This window comes from Pseudomonas sp. NPDC096917, assembly GCF_044762555.1.
GTDB lineage: Bacteria > Pseudomonadota > Gammaproteobacteria > Pseudomonadales > Pseudomonadaceae > Aquipseudomonas.
Genome location: NZ_JBIWEO010000021.1, coordinates 1 through 19,019, shown reverse-complemented (window position 1 = coordinate 19,019; position 19,019 = coordinate 1). Strand labels below are relative to the sequence as shown.

Sequence of the window (19,019 nt, the reverse complement as noted above, 5' to 3'; positions counted from 1 at the left end):
GGTGGATCGAGTAAAAATCGTCATCACGAACACTCATCACCGGACTAATGCGCTGAAAGAGAGAGGTCTCAATAGTTTTTATTGAGCTGCCTTTAAAATGATACTGTCACGCTTAATATAGCAAGGAACATTTGAGTAAAAATCACCCTGGATTGACGCTCCAAGTAAGCTAATGATTGAATGCTCGTATTCACTAAAATTAGCTTTGACATTCGTACCTGCTCACCTTATAAAATTTCACACTAGGAGATAGCAAAATGAATAACAAAGAGTTATACATCTCTGTTGACATTGAAGCTTCAGGGCCAATTCCTGGAGAATATAGTATGCTCTCCCTAGGCGCTTGTGTGGTTGGGCATCCAGAGCTAGCCATCTATTTGGAGCTCCAACCTGACAGTCCCAAGCATGACCCTGAAGCTGTAGGCATAACAGGATTTGATCTTGATGAGCTTGCTAACACTGGGCTCACTCCACTCGACGCGATGCAGGCCCTAACCGCTTGGATCAAGCAAGTCAGTGGAGCCGATAAAAAGCCAATTTTCGTCGGACTTAATGCTCCTTTTGACTGGTCGTTTGTGAATTACTATTTTCACAAATACCTAGGAGAAAACCCTTTCGGATTCGCGGCGCTAGATATCAAAGCATACTATATGGGGGCTTTTAATCTAGATTGGAAGCAGACCAAATCTTCGCACATGACTGCAAACTTGCTGCCGCAGACCTCCCCGACGCATAACGCGTTAGAAGATGCGCGCTTTCAGGCAGAGTTATTCGACTTAATGCAGCGGCGCCGGGCGGACCAAGGATGATTTAGCTGTCTAAGGATGCCTCCCTGCAAGCCCCGTCCCGAAAGAGCCATGCCTTGATACCATTTGGTTGGGGGGAAAGGCCTACTATTACAGCAATTGGATGGGGCAGCTCTTCCGCGTAGCGCGCTGCAAATCTGGAGAAGCTCGCTATATCGGTGGGGGATATTGCCGGGACGGTTTGGGGGTGGGTATGCCAGTATCCGACTAGTCGTAGTCCTTGTGCATTTGCAAACTCAACTTCGTGCTGGCAGCGTTCAGAATTTAGTTCCAGCCATGTCCACCCCGCACGATCACTTTCATGTGGCGGTGTCGCTAGACTCATAATCAAACCGTAGGGGTTGGTTAGATCTACGAATAACTGCCCCCCTCGCTCTGTTCTCCATGATCGTTGCCGGTACTGATCTAGTACATCGGCAACGGACTGCGAAACGGCAAGACTGTAGTCGACGTCAGGCCACTTCCAACTCCAAGCTATAGCCGTCATCGATCTCCATCCTCAACGGCTGGCCATTCTCGCTCGATAACTGCGTGCTGAACCCCTTCTGCTAAATCTGGCCCGAAGTACTTACCTTCGTAATTGGCTACGTCTTGTGGCCTATAGATAGTGGTGCTCCACGCCTGTTTTTGTAACTGCCCGGTTAGAGACCTCAATGCAACCTGGGTCACCATGGATGCCACATTAGCCATGCCTGAGGCTCCCCCAGGAATGAAAGTCTGACCGCAGCCTGGGAGTGGAACGACCCCTCCACCGTCTGGCCATTCGGTGTACTTCAGTTTGAAGTTACCGGAGTCATCAAACAAATATCGCCCATCAGGTGTCCCTTTGGGAGCAAGGAGCGAATGCCCCACAAAGGAGTGGGGTTCGCTCCAGGCTTGAAGCAAGCCCCATTGCGCACCTTCAGACTTGTTACGCCACAATGCAACTTCTGAAGACCAGTCCGCTGTCGTGACGATCACCAAGTCAGCATTTTGAAATATTGCCTGATTTTTAATTAACAATAACTCGGCAAAATCCATGTAGGGGACGATCTTAACGGTTGGTAGGTCTTGAGTGATCCTCTCAGCAAGAGCATCTGATTTTGGCCTTGCTAGATCATCAACGCCTAGTACGTGTCGTCCCAAATTTGCTGATTCTAGAATATCCGGGTCTATCAGTACGATTTCTCCAACACCCGATCTGGCCAGTTGTAACGCAACAGTGCTTCCTAACGAACCCACGCCGACCATTACCACTTTGGCTTTTTCTAGATTCGCTGCGGTGCCACTGAGGTCGCGTGAAAGAATGTCATTTCGATCAAGGATGTTAAGGACAGCACCTCGTACCAATACCGGTGAGTGGGACGGCTGGTTCTTTCCGGACCAGCGGCGAGCGGAACGGAATCCGTACCAGCGTCCTTGATCAGGCTGTTTGCTGTAAGAGCGAACATCCAAACAATACATCGGCGCTCTTTCGGAACCTGGTAATTCCAGTACAACCAAACGGTTTGCCAATGACCCCTTCCCGGAGAACCAAGAAAGAAATTTCTTGCGATCGCTCCCACTAAGGTGTGGCGTCAACCAGTCAAGAAGGTGTTCGGGAGCCGGAAATTTCACATCTGGGTAAGTCTGCAATTTCACATAAAAGCCGGCCACCAATGGGGATTGGATCTTTGCATTTCGCCCAACGATACGTTTGAAGTAAGTCCTGAGTGAATTCACACTTGGTGCAAGCCATGCAGTACGACTGTGTCGCGAAGGGCGCGGGTCGCTAATAGCAAACAGCTCACATGCACTCTGTGGCCGCTTCAGCAGCAAGATATCTTGAGGGGAGGCTTCAAGCTGCATATTCCAATATGTGGTGAATTCTTTGCGGAATTCGGCATCACGCAATGCGGGGTCCGATCCCGCCCGGACAAAGTCAAGAATTACCCCGAGGCGAAGTAGGGAGTCATGAACCACAGTCTCCGGCGTTCCTGTGATTGGCTTTTCACGGAATCCATGTAGGCACAGCGTAGACTTCATGGAATGCGGCCACTTAAGCCAAGGGGATGGTTCTACATGGACCTGAAGGGCGATTAGGGGAAATTGGTTTGGGAAGGCGATTCGCAGGCGCCGTTCAATACCGGTGTAGTCAGGGGGAAGAGGAAGCCAGAAGCTGGCCGCTTCACCTTGCTTGCGACTTGCCGGGCGAAGAAGGGAAGTCGCGACTTCGTCTCCAATAAAAGCGTGGAGCGCAGCGATTCCACGCTCCACAAAGGAGCTTGATGTGGACTCAACCGAGGCGTTCAACTGGTTTCACATTAGTCTGAGGGGTGGCGTGACTTGAGCTGCCAAAAATCGCAGCTGCAGCCAAGATATTTCTGGTCGTACCGGCTTTGCGTCCAGCCATTGTCCAGTTTCCGGGTATCTCGTTGTTAATGTCGGTGATCATGCCTTGGCTAACCCCAAAGCTTTGTTTCATGAGCTGCGCGAAGACGTCAGCACTATCGTGACTTTGAAGACCAATCTTGAAAGCAACCGTCGCGCTTGCATGCCAGTTGTAAAAAGCTAGGCGGTATTTTTGCCCTTCTTCAGGTCTATTCCATTTTTCAGCGAAATTCTCACCATGATCCTTCGGGTTCGGTACTTGATAGTGACCACCGAATACCTTGATCTCCTCGGGGATTTTTTCAACGATTTTGATGATGGCATCAATAGGTGTTATTGGATTTAGCTTGGACTCTTGAACCACTTTGAGGTAGGCGTGAGTCGCAAGGGTGGTGATCACAGCAGAAATAGGGCGGTGATCTTCACTTCTGGTTTCAATCGCCCATTCGTCACGGTGCCGTTTAAGCAGTTTGATGGTGGCGCGCAAAGGATCGAGCTTGTCGTAATCCTGATAAGAGGGCAGAGACTCCTGAGTAGCCGAGTCCATCATAAAGTCCCGGCTTTCATTAGCGACTATTAGGCTCTTATAAAGCTCAAGCGAGATTTTTTGCTCGGATGTGCTGTGTAACCAGTCCGCATAGGGGATTGGGCTACTTGCCTTCCAGCCGGTAACGCGATCAGGCACTTCAAGTTTCCCTTGACCGTCACGCTCAGCATTACCTGCAACTGCCCGAGCTGGGGTGACATCAATGTGAAATCCAGGGTTTTCGTCCGCGTATTCAATTCGAATGCCGCGACGTAACTGAACTATATCGGACTGAACACGGCTGCCTGCGCGGAAGCGTTCTTCGATAGCAACAAGAACCGTCATTGCATCCGCATTGCCCGCATTGGGAAGCCAGACGATTGCGTCCGCATCGACCGTTCCTAGATCTTTAGGGGCATTCTTGACTGGATTGATTGTGGTTCTTAGGCGCATTGAGCCTTGCGGAAAAATATGGGCCCCCGCAAGCAACGGATTCGTTGAAGCTGACAGGATCTTCTGCAGTTGCGAGTACCTATCGTCGATTGTCTCGTACTGACTTGCAGTCAAGGAGATGCTGCTTGCCGCTCGCAGAAGCAAGCGTTCCCAGCTGCGACGTCTTGTCTGTTCATCTTGCGTAGTCATTGTCAGCTCTCCTCAGAAGTGGGGCCCAAATTTAAAACACAGTGAAATCGATTCTCTTCAGTCCCGTCCGGGTCGTATATCGCGTAGAGATTTTGATGTTGTATGGTAAGAGCGCCAAACTCGATTGCTAAAGCAGGAGATACTGAGGTAAAGCTCAAGGGTATCCACTGACAGCTTGAGCGTTTTCTCGTAGCTATCGGCATTCATGCCCTGTCTCCATCAAAGATCAGAGATATTGTGGTTTTTTCACCAGAAATCTACGAAAAACACTCATGATGGCCCCATGATGTCATATATAGGGGGCGTTTATAGTATTTCAATAGGGAGATGGGTAATGGGCGATTCAGGGCATAGCAGTTTTTTGCTTAGAAGCGGTATCAGACTCCTGATCCCAAAGCCCTTGGGCCCGCAGTTGTTTTTTGACCAAGGCCAACAGCTCTGTTGCTGGCAGCCCGGACTCTGCAAATGCCCCGACCATGACAGTAACTAGGTGCACGTCCAAAGCTTCGGCTATATCTTGCATTTTATCGAGCGTCGGGCTTTTGATTGCGCGCTCGACTTCACTGATATAAGCCTGGCTGGGGCCGATTGCGTCCTGTGCCAAACCTCTTGATAGCCTGATTTTTCTGATGGTCGTGCCAAACGCTTCTCTGAGCTCCATTTGCTTACTCGCAAAAGGAACGATAAGGCCGGTCTACGCCCAAAATGGCTATACGCTATAGCGATAGTTAAGCCTCGTTAGGTATATTTCCCCTTTCACATAGGGGTTTTGCTGTCATTGGCAGGAACCTCATCGATCTGGCACGGCTTGAAGATGTTAACAGCACAGCTATTACGCTGTTGTCAGGTAAGGGGTTACTTAGCGTCAGCACCTAAAGAGAAGAGGATGACCTCGCCAGCATTTCGTGAAGGGTGTCTTGAGGGGAACTGAACGGTGAGTATGCGCTAGCCCCGAACAACTTCATCGGTTGGGGGCTCTTCGAAAAAAGCACACGGTGGCCCCACTCTGCAGTGGAGACTAGATCTACGTCGGAGTCAGTCCAGGCAGCCGTTTTGTAACGCATGCCCTCTGCTGTGCTTTTCGGGTCGGAGAGGTGGGTAAGCTCTAGTAACTCGTCCAAGCACCATGTTCCGGTACCATTAAGCTCGCCAGGGCTGAGCAGCTGTATGTTATGAACCACCACCGCATCGAGGTTTGCCAGGTACCGATTGAGGTCATAAGGGTTCGACAGCACCGCTGCCCGGCTTAACTCTGGTTCATCAATTGGAGAAATCGTGAGGATGAAACAAGGTTGCTCGAATTCAAAATGTCCCCAGGAACGGATCGCTTCTTTTTCTGGGTCATATGCCAAGAACATACTTCCACTCCAGTAATGTATGACCGATGTAAATCGCGAAATGCTAGGTTTTGGCTTTGCCGCGAAATCGAACAGCAATATACGCTATAGCGTATCAAGTGACGAAGTCGAATGCTCCGTTTGGCTAGTCCATAAACAGTCAGTGATTGGCTGAAGTCGTTCATGAATAGCCTAGAGGGAGCACTGAAACCATATTCAGTTCGTTGCTTGTACGGCTTTTATCTAGAGCAGCGAACCAACGACTAGCCCTCTGACGATCCCCTCCTGGCCTTGGGGAGCGGCGCTGTCAGTTGCTGCTCAGTAAGACCGTGGCAGTAGGCGTTGTATTGCCAGATGACAAATTGCTCCAGAAGGGCTTCATTTTCATTTCTAAGCCGAGCATTTTCCTCTTCGAGACGTTGTATACGCTGAGCGGCTACAGTGAGGGAGGGGGGTATTTTGGCCTTTTCATTCGAGAGGTCACTTCTACCTTTCTTATGCTGAAATGCTTCTTGAAGCTTAATATGACTGCTCAGGGTTTGACGTGTTGGACGCGTACCTATAAGTGGTAGCAAGGAATCACACAATGCCTCCCACGTGAGACGCCCTTCCCACCCATCCATTTTGTGAAGTATTTTTTCGAGATCGACTTCAGTAAGGTGCTTTGCCATCACTCCCCCCTATTGAGCGGCAGGTTTTGAGCGTGCACGTTCAGTAATCTTCGGCTGAGAACTCGTCGCAGATAACTCACGCTTCAACCGGCTAAAGTCCTGATCACTATTCAAGCGTACAACCGCACCATTCTCGACGTCATCTGATTGCAGCAGTGAGATCAACTGATCTGCTCGCTCCAAGGTTTTTTGCTGATGAACTGTCCACCTATCAGCACCATAGTAACCCTCCTCCAATGCCTGTTCAGCCTGAGAAAGCTGCAAGAAAATTGCGTCTCGCTGTAGCTTGAGCCTTGCCAATTTCTCCTCATCACCTTTTACACACACCTGCTCGCCACAATTCAAACAATCTCTGTGCTTTTGACAGGGCAGCATCGAGTAATCGTGCACGCAAAAACCAAACTCAGTGACATGTGCCATGACGTCGCCGATGGCCCCTAGATCAGCCAGTGTCACTGGCGCATTGGCGGTGATTTTTTCTAACGGACCGGACAATGCCTTGAGAGCCGGAAAACTGCTGATTTTGTTCTGATACTCATCGTCGGTCATGTGGTTGTAAGTGTTGTTCTGAGACACATTGGCCCTACCTGACCATCGCGCTATATCAAATTGCCCCAAATCACCGCGTTGAGCTGTGGTGTTCAAAAAATGGCGTACTTGATGGGTCGTCAAACTTACTCGACTGCCATCTGGATTTTTGTACCCATTCCGATCCCATACTGTTTGCATATCCCTTGTGCCGCTGGTGATGGATAGCGCACTGCTAATACTACTGGCACCCGGTCCCCAGACAATAACCGGTGACACGCCTCTTTGAAGATGTAGCTCATTACTTCTCATGCAGAACATACTTTCCGACCATTTCAACTTAAGCCGTCTATTTTTCCACGGAAAATCTTTAGGCAGCCTCGATCGCGCATATTTATTGAGAACTGACAGTGTGATTTCATCAACACCTATGCTGTTTTTCTCAAGAAACTCCCTGACTGGATTGTTTATATTTTTAAGGATTTTCCTAGCAGTACCGGTAAGCCCTCCATACTCAACTCCTAACGCATCACAAGCCTGCGTGGGCGTAAGGTGAGTATTTTCACCTACATCTGGACATGCAGCATGTCGGTAAAATTCATCAGGATGGTCTTCATACCATTTTGCTATGCGCCGTCCTTCATCAGTTAATTCTTTAAGCCGCTCAACAGCTTTTATCGCAACATCATTAAACACTGTGGGAACCCATTTCAAGTTGGGCCCAAAGCCTTTACCTGAATCAAAGCGCAAAGCCACCGTTCGTGAACCACTCGAATCAACTTCGACACATAAACAATCTACAGGTAAGTCGTGGACTTCTGAAATTCGTGAGGGCGCACACATTAACAGCGCAAAAGTAGACACTACGTATTTATCGGCTGAGTTTTGTGGGTTATTTGCAAATAGCTCCGCCATATAATGTAATACATGCTCAGGCGGCATTTTATCTTGGCTTGCTTTTTTCCCTTCCTGGTCTGTTCTCCCTCTTCCTTTAGGACCTGAAATAGAGCACTTCCACTGAAAAACTCTGTCCACCATCTTATGCTCAAGCAGAAAACTGACGAGCCGATTCAATTCTGAGCTGGCCTGATTACCACAGAATGGATAACAATCACGTGCCACTGCCACCGCTTGATCTAATACGACAGGATCCACAAGAGAGATATCGGCACATCCTTTAACACGCAACAAGGCTGGTTCGACACAGCGAATTGCCATAATGCTACGGGAAGTGGCCCGCGCGCATGGATGATGGGCTTTTCGATAAGTCACGTAAGCCTTCGCAAAGGGAATAATCTCCTGATCAAGAAGGTTATCAGGATCAATTTTTCTCGCATTGATCCCTGCTTTGGTGAAGCCGACCTCGCCCTTCCAATAATGACTGTCCCAATCAATCTCCGGCGCTAATACGTCTAGGTCTTGACGACAGCGAATGATAAAAGCTTGCACATTGGCTTTGGCCCCGAGGCTTTCGCTGGGGGAAAATTTGAATATTTTAGCCATGTGCACTTTCCTTCTTGGCAACCTCACAACGCCTGACCACTTCAGTGACGGCAAGAATCAGTCGATCATTGGCCGAAGCCACTTTGAAGTCCTGCGTGACCCCCCATACGCGATCACTGCTAGCAAGAAGCTCATTCAGAACCTGCTCATGTGGCCCGTCCACCCACGGCTGGAAATGCGTGCACGTGTAACAGGCGACTGGCGCTAATGCCCCACAAAAACCAAAGCTGCCACAGGTTCCAACGTTGACCTGACCATTGGAAATTCGACTGGACGGGTCTTTCCCCCGAATTGCGTCTTGCTCCGATTTAACCAGAATCCCCTGGAAGGCCTGAGCAAATGGCGCCAACTGCTGTGCAACCGCTTTATCAATACGCTCCACAATATCCGACAGACTTTTTATGTAACAACCCGCGCTCTGCAAATCAGAGTGATCCAGTACCTCCGCCACGATTGCAATGCCGTAGCCTTGGCGGGCGAGGTTCGTCCCGAGCGTTGACCTAAAGCGGCGCGACGTCAGGTTTAGTGGTTCACCAGTTCTCTCGGAAAATACCTGATGTGTTTCCGAGAATCGGGCCAAAGCGGTATTACAGATGTTGACGGGCGCGTGAACATAGTCGAACTGCAATAGACCCAATAAATCACTCTCAGTTGTCCTATGAGAGACAGTGGAAAAATCAGGAAAAAGAGGAAGTTCCTGAATAACAGCGTCCGAAAGAGGAAAATCAACAAGAGACTGCAGTTTCTTGACGGTATCGGCCACCTGCAATTGCAATACTAGCCAAAGATCTTCGTCGATGGCACAAGCTTTAAATGTCGATCGCCACATAGCATATCGCTGTTTGGCGCGTGGAAAATTTATTTCATAGCCTGTGATTTTGTTTGTCTTGTTTTCCCGTACATCTTTGATCTTCAAGGTAACAAGTTGGATCGCCCGCCGCCCCGTGTATAGCAAAATGAGGATCAAGGTAAAGGTCTCCAACCTCAAACGACGTTTTGAATAACAGGTGATAACACCATCAAGCACGCCTTGCATTTCAATGTCAGTCAATGGCCCTTTCTGACTGTCCATCTGTAATACCGCGCGGCCTTTCTCATTCCCCTTCAACCTCCACCCCTGTAGCGTCTTGAAAAACTCCTCGCTTACCCCTGGATGACCTTGCCTATACCAAGTGGCAAAAAATCCTCTAAGAGCACCTAAATAATGCTCTGTAGACGGATTCAATTTGGCCCGAAACTCCAACAGTGCGTTTGTATCCAAACGACCACCGGTAAATAAAAAAAAGTGCTTCGCCCGACGCATCATATTTTGAGCGTGGGACGATGAACTATTGAGAGCATAAAAATACAGGGTGTTAAGAAACGAACTTCTTAGCACTTCCGTTAAATCATCAATCCACTCAAGTTCTATTATGATATTTTTATTGAGCTGCCAAGTCCGGTCATATTTAGAAAACTCCCACCCGTCGCGAGACCGCGAGACCGACTGCGCATTCATATCCGGATTAGCTTTAATCACCGGCTGACTCCTTCCGAAGCTTCAGAGCCCGTTGAAACGCCAACGCAGCCTGAGTAGCTTTTTCCTTGGTGTGACGTTTGTTGTACGTAACGGAAGTATCAGAGGTCTCAGACCAGCCCATCAAATAAGCCCGCATCTTCTGCTCCTGCTCAGGAGTAATATTGCCTGCCGCGTCCGTGATACACGAAAAATCATAGTTCCATGTATGCCTGAACGCATGGGCATGAACGGCTGAAAATTCGCTTGTCATGCCTTGCACGATGGCCATCAGCTTGCCAAAGCTGCTATTTGATATTGGACTACCCTGAGTTGGACCGGCTTTGTGAGTCACCAGTAAATAGGGATGCTTTTTCGCCCGGCGACAACACCCTCGGCAACGAAAAATATAGTCGCTCAATACTTTTTGCAGCGCGTCATTGATCGGAATTCGCCGTGGCTTGGTCTTGACCAGCGGCTGATGTCGACGGCTGTCGAGTGGGCTATCTGCCCGTCGGACAATGCTAATCGTGGATTTACTAAAGTCCACATCCTCCACCCGCAAATTCAGCAGCTCACCTCGCCTGATGCCTAGGTAGCGGAGTAATGTCACGATCAGATGATTACGCTGTTGAACGGCTTGATCAGCAAAGGGATTTTGCGGGTGGCCGGGGCGCAGGTATTCCAACACGTCATCTACGACCTTAAGGTCCAAACCCTTCTCATCCCGGTCTACTGCCGTCGGTTGGGTGGTTTTCGGCCTGTACGCGTTGATCCGCTCAACCATCTCACTGACAGGCGTGTCAGTAAGACGGCTGGGCCGCCCAACACGCAAGGTCTCAGCCAAGAAGCCCAAGTACTTGCTAATTGTGCTGAGCCGCGAAAATTGCGTCTGGGCAGCAACATTTGAAATGTTACATGCAACCGCTCTCCCCGCTTTCAGCCTCATTCTGACTACCTTGTAATCCTTCTGCGGGCGCTTCTCCCTTAACAGTCGCGCACTGAAACCAACTAGAGAAGTTATTTCCTCAAGTCGAAGAACTTTTCCTGACGCGAACAACACTTCAAGGTTTATTCCTTGATCCGTCTGCCAGGCATATAGCACTTTGAGTGCTGTCAGCGACGCCTGTACGGTCGAAACCGACGCTCCGCCGGCACGGACCTGGGTAGTGATAAAAAGAGAGGGGTAGTACAGGGGAATACCGGTCTGCGCATCCACCAACAGCTTGTGCCGCTCACCTTGGCGAAACTGAATGTGTCTGACCTCCAATGAGCTCATCAGGATCGCCCCCCATGAAAACTTTACATTTTTCAAGGTAGTGCATAAGTTTGAAATTGACCAATTTAGGTCAAAAAACTTTACAACAGAAAATCATAAAAAAAGCCCCTAAACCGGGGCTTTCAAGCTGAATCTTTACATCTATGTCTCAGGTAATTCTCAGAACGGGATATCGTCGTCGAAGCTGTCGAAATCCGGAGCTGGCTGTGGAGCCTGCTGCTGTGGCGCTGGACGCGACTGCTGCTGTTGTTGCGGCGCAGGGCGTTGAGCCTGCTGACGCGGAGCGGATTGCTGGTAGTTGTTACCGCCGCCCTGGTTTTGTTGATCGCCCTGTGGACGGCCACCCAGCAGTTGCATGGTGCCTTGCATGTCGACCACGATTTCTGTGGTGTAACGCTTGATACCGTCTTTTTCCCACTCACGGGTTTGCAGCTTGCCTTCGATGTACACCTGCGAACCCTTGCGCAGGTATTCGCCAGCGATCTCGGCAACTTTGCCGAACATCGATACACGGTGCCATTCAGTCTTCTCGACTTTTTGACCGGTTTGCTTGTCAGTCCACTGTTCGCTGGTCGCCAGACTCAGGTTGGTCACGGCATTACCGTTAGGCAAGTAGCGAACTTCGGGATCCTGGCCGCATGTGCCGACCAATATAACTTTGTTAACCCCACGGGCCATAACGTTCTCCTAGGCTTCGCACGTCGGCGCTGGGTTAACCAACTGCTCGAGTGTCGCGCGATCCAATAGTTCGGTGTCCAATTTGATATAAATCGCAGACTCTTCAGCCACGACCACTGCATCAGTTACTCCAGCAACAGCCTTCAAACGCTCGGTCAGGCCTGCTTCGCGAAGCGCCTCGGGCGTTAACGGCAAGCGCAGGCTTGTCACGTACGGAGGTTCGCGCATGGTAACAGCAAAGGCCAGCCAGAGTGCAGCCAGACCTGCGCATCCCAGGAACACAACCGACAGACCGCCATGCTGAAATAACCAGCCGCCGAGTATGCCGCCCAGTGCCGAACCGAGGAATTGGCTGGTGGAATAAACCCCCATAGCCGTTCCTTTACCGCCCGCCGGTGACACCTTGCTGATCAGTGAAGGCAATGACGCCTCCAGCAAGTTAAACGCGGTGAAGAACACAATGGTGCCAATCACCAACGCTCGCAGGCTATCGCCGAACTGCCAAAAGAATAGCTCAGTAAGCATCAACGTACTGACGGCGCCGAGTAAAACTCGTTTCATTTTGCGTTTCTTTTCGCCATAGATGATGAACGGGATCATGGCGAAGAAGGAAATCAGCAGCGCTGTCAGGTACACCCACCAGTGCTGCTCTTTGGGTAAGCCGGCTTTTTCGACCAGCGCCAGCGGCAAGGCGATGAAGCTCGACATCAACATCGCGTGTAACACAAAGATGCCCAGATCCAGACGCAATAGGTCGGGATGACGCAACGTAGGCATCAAGGCTTGCTTGGCTACGCCAGACTCGCGGTGCTGCAAGGTACCGGTCGAGCGCGGGACCATAAACATGATGATCACGATACCGACCAGCGCCATCGCGCCGGTGGCCAGGAACAGCCCCGACAAGCCGAACGCGCGAGTCAGCAGCGGCCCTACAACCATGGCGACCGCAAATGACAACCCGATGGTCATGCCGATCATGGCCATGGCCTTCGTGCGGTGCTGTTCGCGAGTAAGGTCTGAAAGCAAGGCCATGACGGCCGCAGAAATGGCGCCTGCCCCCTGCAGAATACGTCCAGCAATTACGCCCCAGATCGAGTCTGAGTTGGCTGCCAAAACGCTGCCCAAGGCAAACACGATCAACCCGAGGTAAATTACCGGGCGTCGGCCAATACGGTCAGAAATGATCCCGAACGGAATTTGAAAAATCGCCTGTGTCAGGCCATAAGCGCCTATCGCTAAACCAATCAAGGCAGGTGTCGCGCCTGCCAGGTCCATCCCATAGGTCGCCAAAACCGGCAACACCATAAACATGCCAAGCATACGGAACGCAAACACAAGTGCCAGACCGCTGGCTGCGCGGGTCTCGCTACCACTCATGCGCTCGCTGTGGGGATCGTGCATGGAAAAACCTCATGTGAACCGGCGGCGATTCTACCAGTCCCATCGAGTAACAGCACACACACGAGCAAGGCGCGACGCTTTGTCACGTAAAAGTTATGAAAGCCTGCTTAATGACATAGAGCCATTAAGAGCCTGCACAGCTTTCACACAGATACGTATACTCAGTCGTTTACGTTATGCCCGCCAAGCGAGGCCGCAGTGGACAAGATCCTGATACGTGGGGCACGAACCCACAACCTGAAGAACATCGACCTGACCCTGCCAAGGGACAAACTGATCGTCATCACCGGACTGTCTGGCTCCGGCAAATCATCTCTGGCCTTTGACACGCTGTATGCCGAAGGCCAGCGGCGTTATGTCGAGTCGCTGTCGGCCTATGCGCGACAGTTCCTGTCGATGATGGAAAAACCTGACGTCGATACGATTGAAGGTCTGTCACCGGCGATTTCCATCGAACAGAAATCGACGTCGCATAACCCGCGCTCCACGGTGGGTACCATCACCGAAATTTACGATTACCTGCGCCTGTTGTATGCACGCGTGGGTATTCCACGCTGCCCGGACCACGATATTCCATTGGAAGCCCAGACGGTCAGCCAAATGGTTGACCTGGTACTGGCCCAGCCCGAGGGCAGCAAACTGATGCTGCTGGCGCCTGTTATTCGCGAGCGCAAGGGCGAGCACCTGTCGGTGTTTGAAGAGCTGCGCGCGCAAGGGTTTGTGCGGGCGCGAGTGAATGGCAAGCTCTGCGAGCTGGATGAGCTGCCAAAGCTCGATAAACAGAAGAAACACACCATTGATGTGGTGGTTGACCGCTTTAAAGTGCGTGCCGACCTGCAACAGCGCTTGGCCGAGTCGTTCGAGACTGCCCTGAAGCTGGCCGACGGCATTGCTCTGGTCGCCCCCATGGATGATGAACCGGGCGAAGAGATGATCTTCTCCGCGCGCTTCGCCTGCCCGATCTGTGGCCACGCCATCAGTGAGCTTGAGCCCAAGTTATTTTCCTTTAACAACCCGGCTGGCGCATGCCCTACGTGTGACGGCCTGGGGGTTAAGCAGTTCTTTGACATCAAACGCCTGGTGAACGGCGAGCTGACGCTGGCCGAAGGTGCCATTCGCGGCTGGGACCGGCGTAACGTCTATTACTTCCAGATGCTCGGAGCGCTGGCCAAGCATTACGATTTCAGCCTCGAAGTGCCGTTCAATGAGCTGCCTGCCGATAAGCAGAAAGTTATTCTGTACGGCAGTGGCACCCAGAACGTGGATTTCCGCTATCTGAATGATCGCGGCGATATTGTGAAACGTGCGCATCCGTTTGAAGGCATCGTGCCGAACCTGGAGCGCCGTTATCGCGAAACGGAGTCGGCGACTGTTCGCGAAGAGCTGGCCAAGTTTCTAAGCACCCAGTCGTGCCTGGATTGCCGGGGTACACGCTTGCGCCGTGAGGCGCGCCATGTGTGGGTAGGCGAGAAAACATTGCCCGCCGTGACCAATTTGCCCATTGGCGATGCCACTGAATATTTCAGCACGCTGAGCCTGACCGGCCGTCGTGGTGAAATCGCGGACAAGATCCTCAAGGAAATTCGCGAACGCCTGCAGTTTTTGGTGAATGTGGGGCTCGATTATCTGTCGCTGGATCGCAGCGCCGATACGTTGTCAGGCGGTGAAGCTCAGCGTATTCGCCTGGCCAGTCAAATTGGTGCTGGCCTGGTGGGCGTGCTGTATATCCTCGACGAACCGTCGATTGGCTTGCATCAGCGCGACAATGATCGCTTGCTGGGAACGCTTAAGCATCTGCGAGACATCGGCAACACGGTGATCGTGGTTGAGCACGACGAAGATGCAATTCGTCTGGCGGACTATGTAGTGGATATTGGCCCGGGGGCCGGGGTGCATGGTGGTCATATTGTTGCTGAGGGTACGCCCGCCGAAGTGATGGCGCACCCTGACTCGCTAACCGGCAAGTACCTGTCCGGCCGAGTAAAAATTGCTGTACCGGCTAAACGTACACCGCGCAACAAGAAGCTGACGTTGTCGCTCAAAGGCGCTCGCGGCAACAACTTGCGCAATGTGGACCTCGAGATACCGATTGGCCTGCTGACCTGTGTGACGGGCGTGTCTGGATCGGGTAAATCAACCTTGATCAACAACACGCTCTATCCGCTGAGCGCGACGGCACTGAATGGCGCGACCACGCTGGAGGCAGCGGCACACGACAGCATCAAAGGGCTGGAACACCTGGACAAAGTAGTCGACATCGACCAAAGCCCGATTGGTCGTACGCCGCGCTCCAACCCGGCGACGTACACCGGGCTCTTTACACCGATCCGCGAGCTGTTTTCGGGTGTACCGGAGTCCCGTTCTCGAGGGTACGGCCCGGGGCGTTTCTCCTTCAACGTGAAGGGCGGACGCTGCGAGGCGTGTCAGGGTGATGGTCTGATCAAGGTAGAAATGCACTTTCTGCCAGACATCTACGTGCCTTGCGATGTGTGCAAGAGCAAGCGCTACAACCGCGAAACCCTTGAGATCAAGTACAAGGGCAAGAGCATCCACGAAGTGCTGGAGATGACGATCGAGGAAGCGCGAGAGTTCTTCGATGCGGTGCCTGCGCTGGCGCGTAAGCTGCAAACGCTGATGGATGTGGGCTTGTCCTACATCAAGCTCGGACAGTCCGCAACCACGCTGTCAGGGGGCGAGGCACAACGGGTAAAACTGTCGCGCGAGCTGTCCAAGCGTGATACCGGCAAGACGTTGTACATCCTGGATGAGCCTACAACGGGTCTGCACTTTGCTGACATCCAACAGTTGCTCGATGTGTTGCACCGACTGCGCGACCACGGCAATACCGTAGTGGTGATCGAGCACAACCTGGACGTGATCAAGACCGCTGACTGGTTGGTGGATCTTGGGCCCGAAGGGGGCTCTAAAGGCGGCCAGATTATTGCGACCGGGACTCCGGAAGAGGTCGCAGAAATGACGCAATCTCACACCGGGTTCTACCTGAAACCGTTGTTGATACGCGACAAGGCTTAATTAGCTGTACGAAAAAGCCCCTGTCATCGAGATGATGACAGGGGCTTTTTGCTGTCCTGGGGCTTACGCTTTTTGCAGGTGGATCAGAACTGCGACTGCAGGTAGTTCTGCAGACCGATCGATTTGATCAGGCCCAACTGCTTTTCCAGCCAGTAGGTGTGATCTTCTTCGGTGTCTGCCAACTGAATACGCAGCATGTCGCGGCTCACGTAATCCTTATGCCGTTCACACAATTCAATGCCTTTGCACAGTGCAGCACGCACTTTGTATTCCAGGCGCAAATCAGCGGCGAACATCTCGGGCACGGTGGTGCCAACATCCAAGTCATCCGGGCGCATGCGCGGCGTGCCTTCGAGCATCAGAATCCGGCGCATCAACGCATCAGCGTGTTGTGCCTCTTCTTCCATTTCGTGATTGATGCGTTCGTACAGCTTGGTGAAGCCCCAATCCTCGTACATACGAGAATGGACAAAATATTGGTCACGTGCAGCCAGCTCGCCGGTTAACAACGTGTTGAGGTAATCGATTACGTCCGGGTGCCCTAGCATCGCCCCACATCTCCCTACTTAAAGGCTGTAGTTTGAACCAAGCTGACTGAGAGGTCACGGTTCAATCGCAAGAAAAACCGTAATTTGTCGAGAAAACACGCCTAAATAACGCAAAAACCGCCCATTTGAGGGCGGTTCTGCTTCTCACTTAGACTTACTTCACGCTTACACCCAACGCTTTTGCAACGCCTTCACCATACGCGGTGTCAGCCTTGAAGAAGTGCTGCAGCTGACGTTGAACGACGTCATCTGTGACACCCTCCATCGCGCCTGCGATATTGTTGATCAGCAGCACTTTCTGCTCGTCATTCATCAGGCGGAACAATGCGCCGGCGTAACTGTAATAGTCAGTGTCTTCACGGTGATCATAACGGTCTGCCGCTCCACTGAGCGCTAATGGCGGCTCTGCGTACTGTGGGGCCTGCTTGGGCGCATCAGCGTAGCTGTTGGGCTCGTAGTTAGGCGAGGCTCCTCCGTTGTTGCCAAAAGCCATCGAGCCATCGCGCTGGTAGTTGTGCGCTGGCACGCGCGGAGCATTGATAGGCAGATGCTGGTGATTGGTCCCTACGCGGTAACGGTGCGCATCCGCATACGCGAATACACGACCTTGCAGCATGCGGTCAGGTGACAGACCAACACCAGGGATCATGTTGCTTGGACCAAAGGCTGACTGCTCAACCTCAGCAAAGTAGTTCAGTGGGTTACGGTTGAGCTCAAGTTCGCCGATCTCGATCAGCGGAAACTCTTTTTGCGACCAGGTCTTGGTCACGTCGAACGGGTTGTCACGGTGTGACGCAGCCTGAGCTTCAGTCATGATCTGAATGCACACACGCCATTTTGGGTAGTCGCCACGCTCGATAGCATCGAACAGGTCGCGCTGGGCGTAATCAGGATCTGTACCGGCAAGACGTGCAGCCTCTTGTGGCGACAGGTTCTTGATCCCTTGCTTGGTTTTGTAATGCCACTTGACCCAATGACGCTCACCTGCAGCATTGATCAGGCTGTAGGTGTGGCTACCAAAACCATGCATATGACGGTAGCCATCAGGGATGCCACGATCCGAAAACAGGATGGTGACCTGGTGCAATGATTCAGGCGAGTGCGACCAGAAGTCCCACTTCATCTGTGCACTTTTCAAGTTGCTCTGCGGCAGGCGTTTTTGGGTGTGGATAAAGTCAGGGAACTTGAGCGGGTCGCGAATAAAGAAAACCGGGGTGTTGTTACCCACGATGTCCCAGTTACCTTCTTCGGTGTAGAACTTGAGGGCGAAACCGCGCGGATCGCGCTCGGTGTCAGCAGAACCTCGCTCACCACCCACTGTTGAGAAACGCAAGAAGATAGGGGTTTGCTTGCCGACGGTGTCAAACAGCTTGGCACTGCTGTATTGAGTGATGTCACGCGTCAGTGTGAAGGTGCCATGTGCGGCCGAACCTTTAGCGTGCACACGACGCTCTGGAATATTTTCGCGGTTAAAGTGCGCGAGTTTTTCAATCAAGTGAAAGTCGTCGAGCAATAACGGGCCACGAGGCCCAGCTGAACGAGAGTTCTGGTTATCAGCAACAGGCGCGCCACTGGCGGTCGTAAGCGTTTTGGTCTGGCTCATGCTAGTCCTTCCTCAATCATTCTTGATGCTGCCGGCTAATCGGCTGAGGAAGAGTATTGACCACTATGCCAGTAGGGGCAAATGCATTAAAAAATCGAAACCAATAGAAAATTATAATCGAACAGGCACAAAAAACCGGGCACTAGGCCCGGTTCTTTGTAGAGACTGACGTCTTACTCAGCGGATACAGCTTCGCCGCCAACTGGACGATCAACCAACTCGACGTACGCCATAGGCGCGTTGTCGCCAGCGCGGAAACCGCACTTGAGGATGCGCAGGTAGCCACCCTCACGAGTTGCATAACGCTTGCCCAGATCGTTGAACAGCTTACCAACGATGGCTTTCGAACGCGTACGGTCGAAGGCCAGACGGCGGTTAGCCAGACAATCATTCTTGGCCAGAGTAATCAGCGGCTCAGCAACGCGACGCAATTCTTTGGCTTTCGGCAGAGTCGTTTTGATCAGCTCGTGCTCGAACAACGACACTGCCATGTTTTGAAACATAGCCTTGCGGTGGGAGCTAGTGCGGCTCAGGTGACGACCACTTTTACGATGACGCATGGTTCATTCCTTACCAAACACAACGTTCGGTGATTACGACGATCAGGCAGTCGCCTTGTC

The 19,019-nt window shown here is 51.8% G+C and carries 16 protein-coding genes; 2 read left to right on the top strand and 14 right to left on the bottom strand.

All coding sequences use genetic code 11. The features are described 5' to 3' along the window. Positions 1-257: 257 nt before the first annotated feature. Entirely contained in the window at positions 258-809 is a 552-nt protein-coding gene (locus ACIQYF_RS20450) for a 3'-5' exonuclease (protein WP_314417583.1), read from the top strand. A 1-nt stretch (position 810) separates the two neighbouring features. On the opposite strand, the gene ACIQYF_RS20445 is transcribed toward ACIQYF_RS20450, so the two are convergent. The 11 genes from ACIQYF_RS20445 to ACIQYF_RS20395 all read right to left on the bottom strand — a co-directional run bounded on the left by ACIQYF_RS20445 (position 811) and on the right by ACIQYF_RS20395 (position 13,215). Beyond that, positions 811-1,131 carry a Mov34/MPN/PAD-1 family protein gene (locus ACIQYF_RS20445; RefSeq protein ID WP_402865542.1) on the bottom strand — a complete coding sequence of 107 codons (321 nt, stop codon included), beginning with the start codon at positions 1,129-1,131 and terminating at the stop codon, positions 811-813. A gap of 158 nt (positions 1,132-1,289) precedes the next feature. Next, the gene (locus ACIQYF_RS20440; RefSeq protein ID WP_402865448.1) at positions 1,290-2,810 is read right to left on the bottom strand and encodes a HesA/MoeB/ThiF family protein; all 1,521 of its coding nucleotides are present in this window, start codon (positions 2,808-2,810) and stop codon (positions 1,290-1,292) included. A gap of 250 nt (positions 2,811-3,060) precedes the next feature. Then, complete coding sequence (locus ACIQYF_RS20435) at positions 3,061-4,323, bottom strand: nucleotidyltransferase (RefSeq protein WP_402865446.1); 1,263 nt, start codon at positions 4,321-4,323, stop codon at positions 3,061-3,063. Positions 4,324-4,666: 343 nt separating this feature from the next. Then, the gene (locus ACIQYF_RS20430) at positions 4,667-4,984 is read right to left on the bottom strand and encodes a helix-turn-helix transcriptional regulator (protein ID WP_314917640.1); all 318 of its coding nucleotides are present in this window, start codon (positions 4,982-4,984) and stop codon (positions 4,667-4,669) included. A gap of 211 nt (positions 4,985-5,195) precedes the next feature. Next, positions 5,196-5,681, bottom strand: coding sequence for a hypothetical protein (locus tag ACIQYF_RS20425; protein ID WP_402865443.1), 486 nt, complete (start codon positions 5,679-5,681; stop codon positions 5,196-5,198). 242 nt (positions 5,682-5,923) lie between these two features. Then, positions 5,924-6,331, bottom strand: coding sequence for a hypothetical protein (locus ACIQYF_RS20420; protein WP_314917642.1), 408 nt, complete (start codon positions 6,329-6,331; stop codon positions 5,924-5,926). Positions 6,332-6,340: 9 nt separating this feature from the next. Further along, a complete protein-coding gene (locus ACIQYF_RS20415; RefSeq protein ID WP_402865440.1) occupies positions 6,341-8,362 on the bottom strand; it encodes an integrase in 2,022 nt (673 codons plus the stop codon). Continuing rightward, complete coding sequence (locus tag ACIQYF_RS20410) at positions 8,355-9,881, bottom strand: site-specific integrase (protein WP_402865438.1); 1,527 nt, start codon at positions 9,879-9,881, stop codon at positions 8,355-8,357. The genes ACIQYF_RS20415 and ACIQYF_RS20410 overlap by 8 nt, the downstream gene beginning before the upstream one ends. Then, the gene (locus ACIQYF_RS20405) at positions 9,874-11,136 is read right to left on the bottom strand and encodes a tyrosine-type recombinase/integrase (protein ID WP_402865436.1); all 1,263 of its coding nucleotides are present in this window, start codon (positions 11,134-11,136) and stop codon (positions 9,874-9,876) included. The genes ACIQYF_RS20410 and ACIQYF_RS20405 overlap by 8 nt, the downstream gene beginning before the upstream one ends. A 159-nt stretch (positions 11,137-11,295) precedes the next feature. Then, positions 11,296-11,814: a single-stranded DNA-binding protein gene (locus ACIQYF_RS20400; RefSeq protein ID WP_402865434.1), complete on the bottom strand. Its 519-nt coding sequence runs from the start codon at positions 11,812-11,814 to the stop codon at positions 11,296-11,298. Positions 11,815-11,823: 9 nt separating this feature from the next. Then, positions 11,824-13,215, bottom strand: a complete 1,392-nt coding sequence (locus ACIQYF_RS20395) for an MFS transporter (RefSeq protein WP_402865432.1) — start codon at positions 13,213-13,215, stop codon at positions 11,824-11,826. Between the two features lie 198 nt (positions 13,216-13,413). Between ACIQYF_RS20395 and uvrA the strand changes: the two genes are divergently transcribed. Continuing rightward, a complete protein-coding gene (gene uvrA, locus ACIQYF_RS20390) occupies positions 13,414-16,248 on the top strand; it encodes an excinuclease ABC subunit UvrA (protein WP_402865430.1) in 2,835 nt (944 codons plus the stop codon). Positions 16,249-16,331: 83 nt separating this feature from the next. On the opposite strand, the gene bfr is transcribed toward uvrA, so the two are convergent. From bfr to rplQ, 3 genes are all read right to left on the bottom strand, one after another. Then, a complete protein-coding gene (bfr, locus tag ACIQYF_RS20385; RefSeq protein ID WP_019409911.1) occupies positions 16,332-16,796 on the bottom strand; it encodes a bacterioferritin in 465 nt (154 codons plus the stop codon). Between the two features lie 154 nt (positions 16,797-16,950). Next, positions 16,951-18,399 carry a catalase gene (locus ACIQYF_RS20380; protein ID WP_402865427.1) on the bottom strand — a complete coding sequence of 483 codons (1,449 nt, stop codon included), beginning with the start codon at positions 18,397-18,399 and terminating at the stop codon, positions 16,951-16,953. A 173-nt stretch (positions 18,400-18,572) separates the two neighbouring features. Then, entirely contained in the window at positions 18,573-18,959 is a 387-nt protein-coding gene (rplQ, locus tag ACIQYF_RS20375; protein ID WP_003444357.1) for a 50S ribosomal protein L17, read from the bottom strand. Between the last annotated feature and the right edge of the window lie 60 nt (positions 18,960-19,019).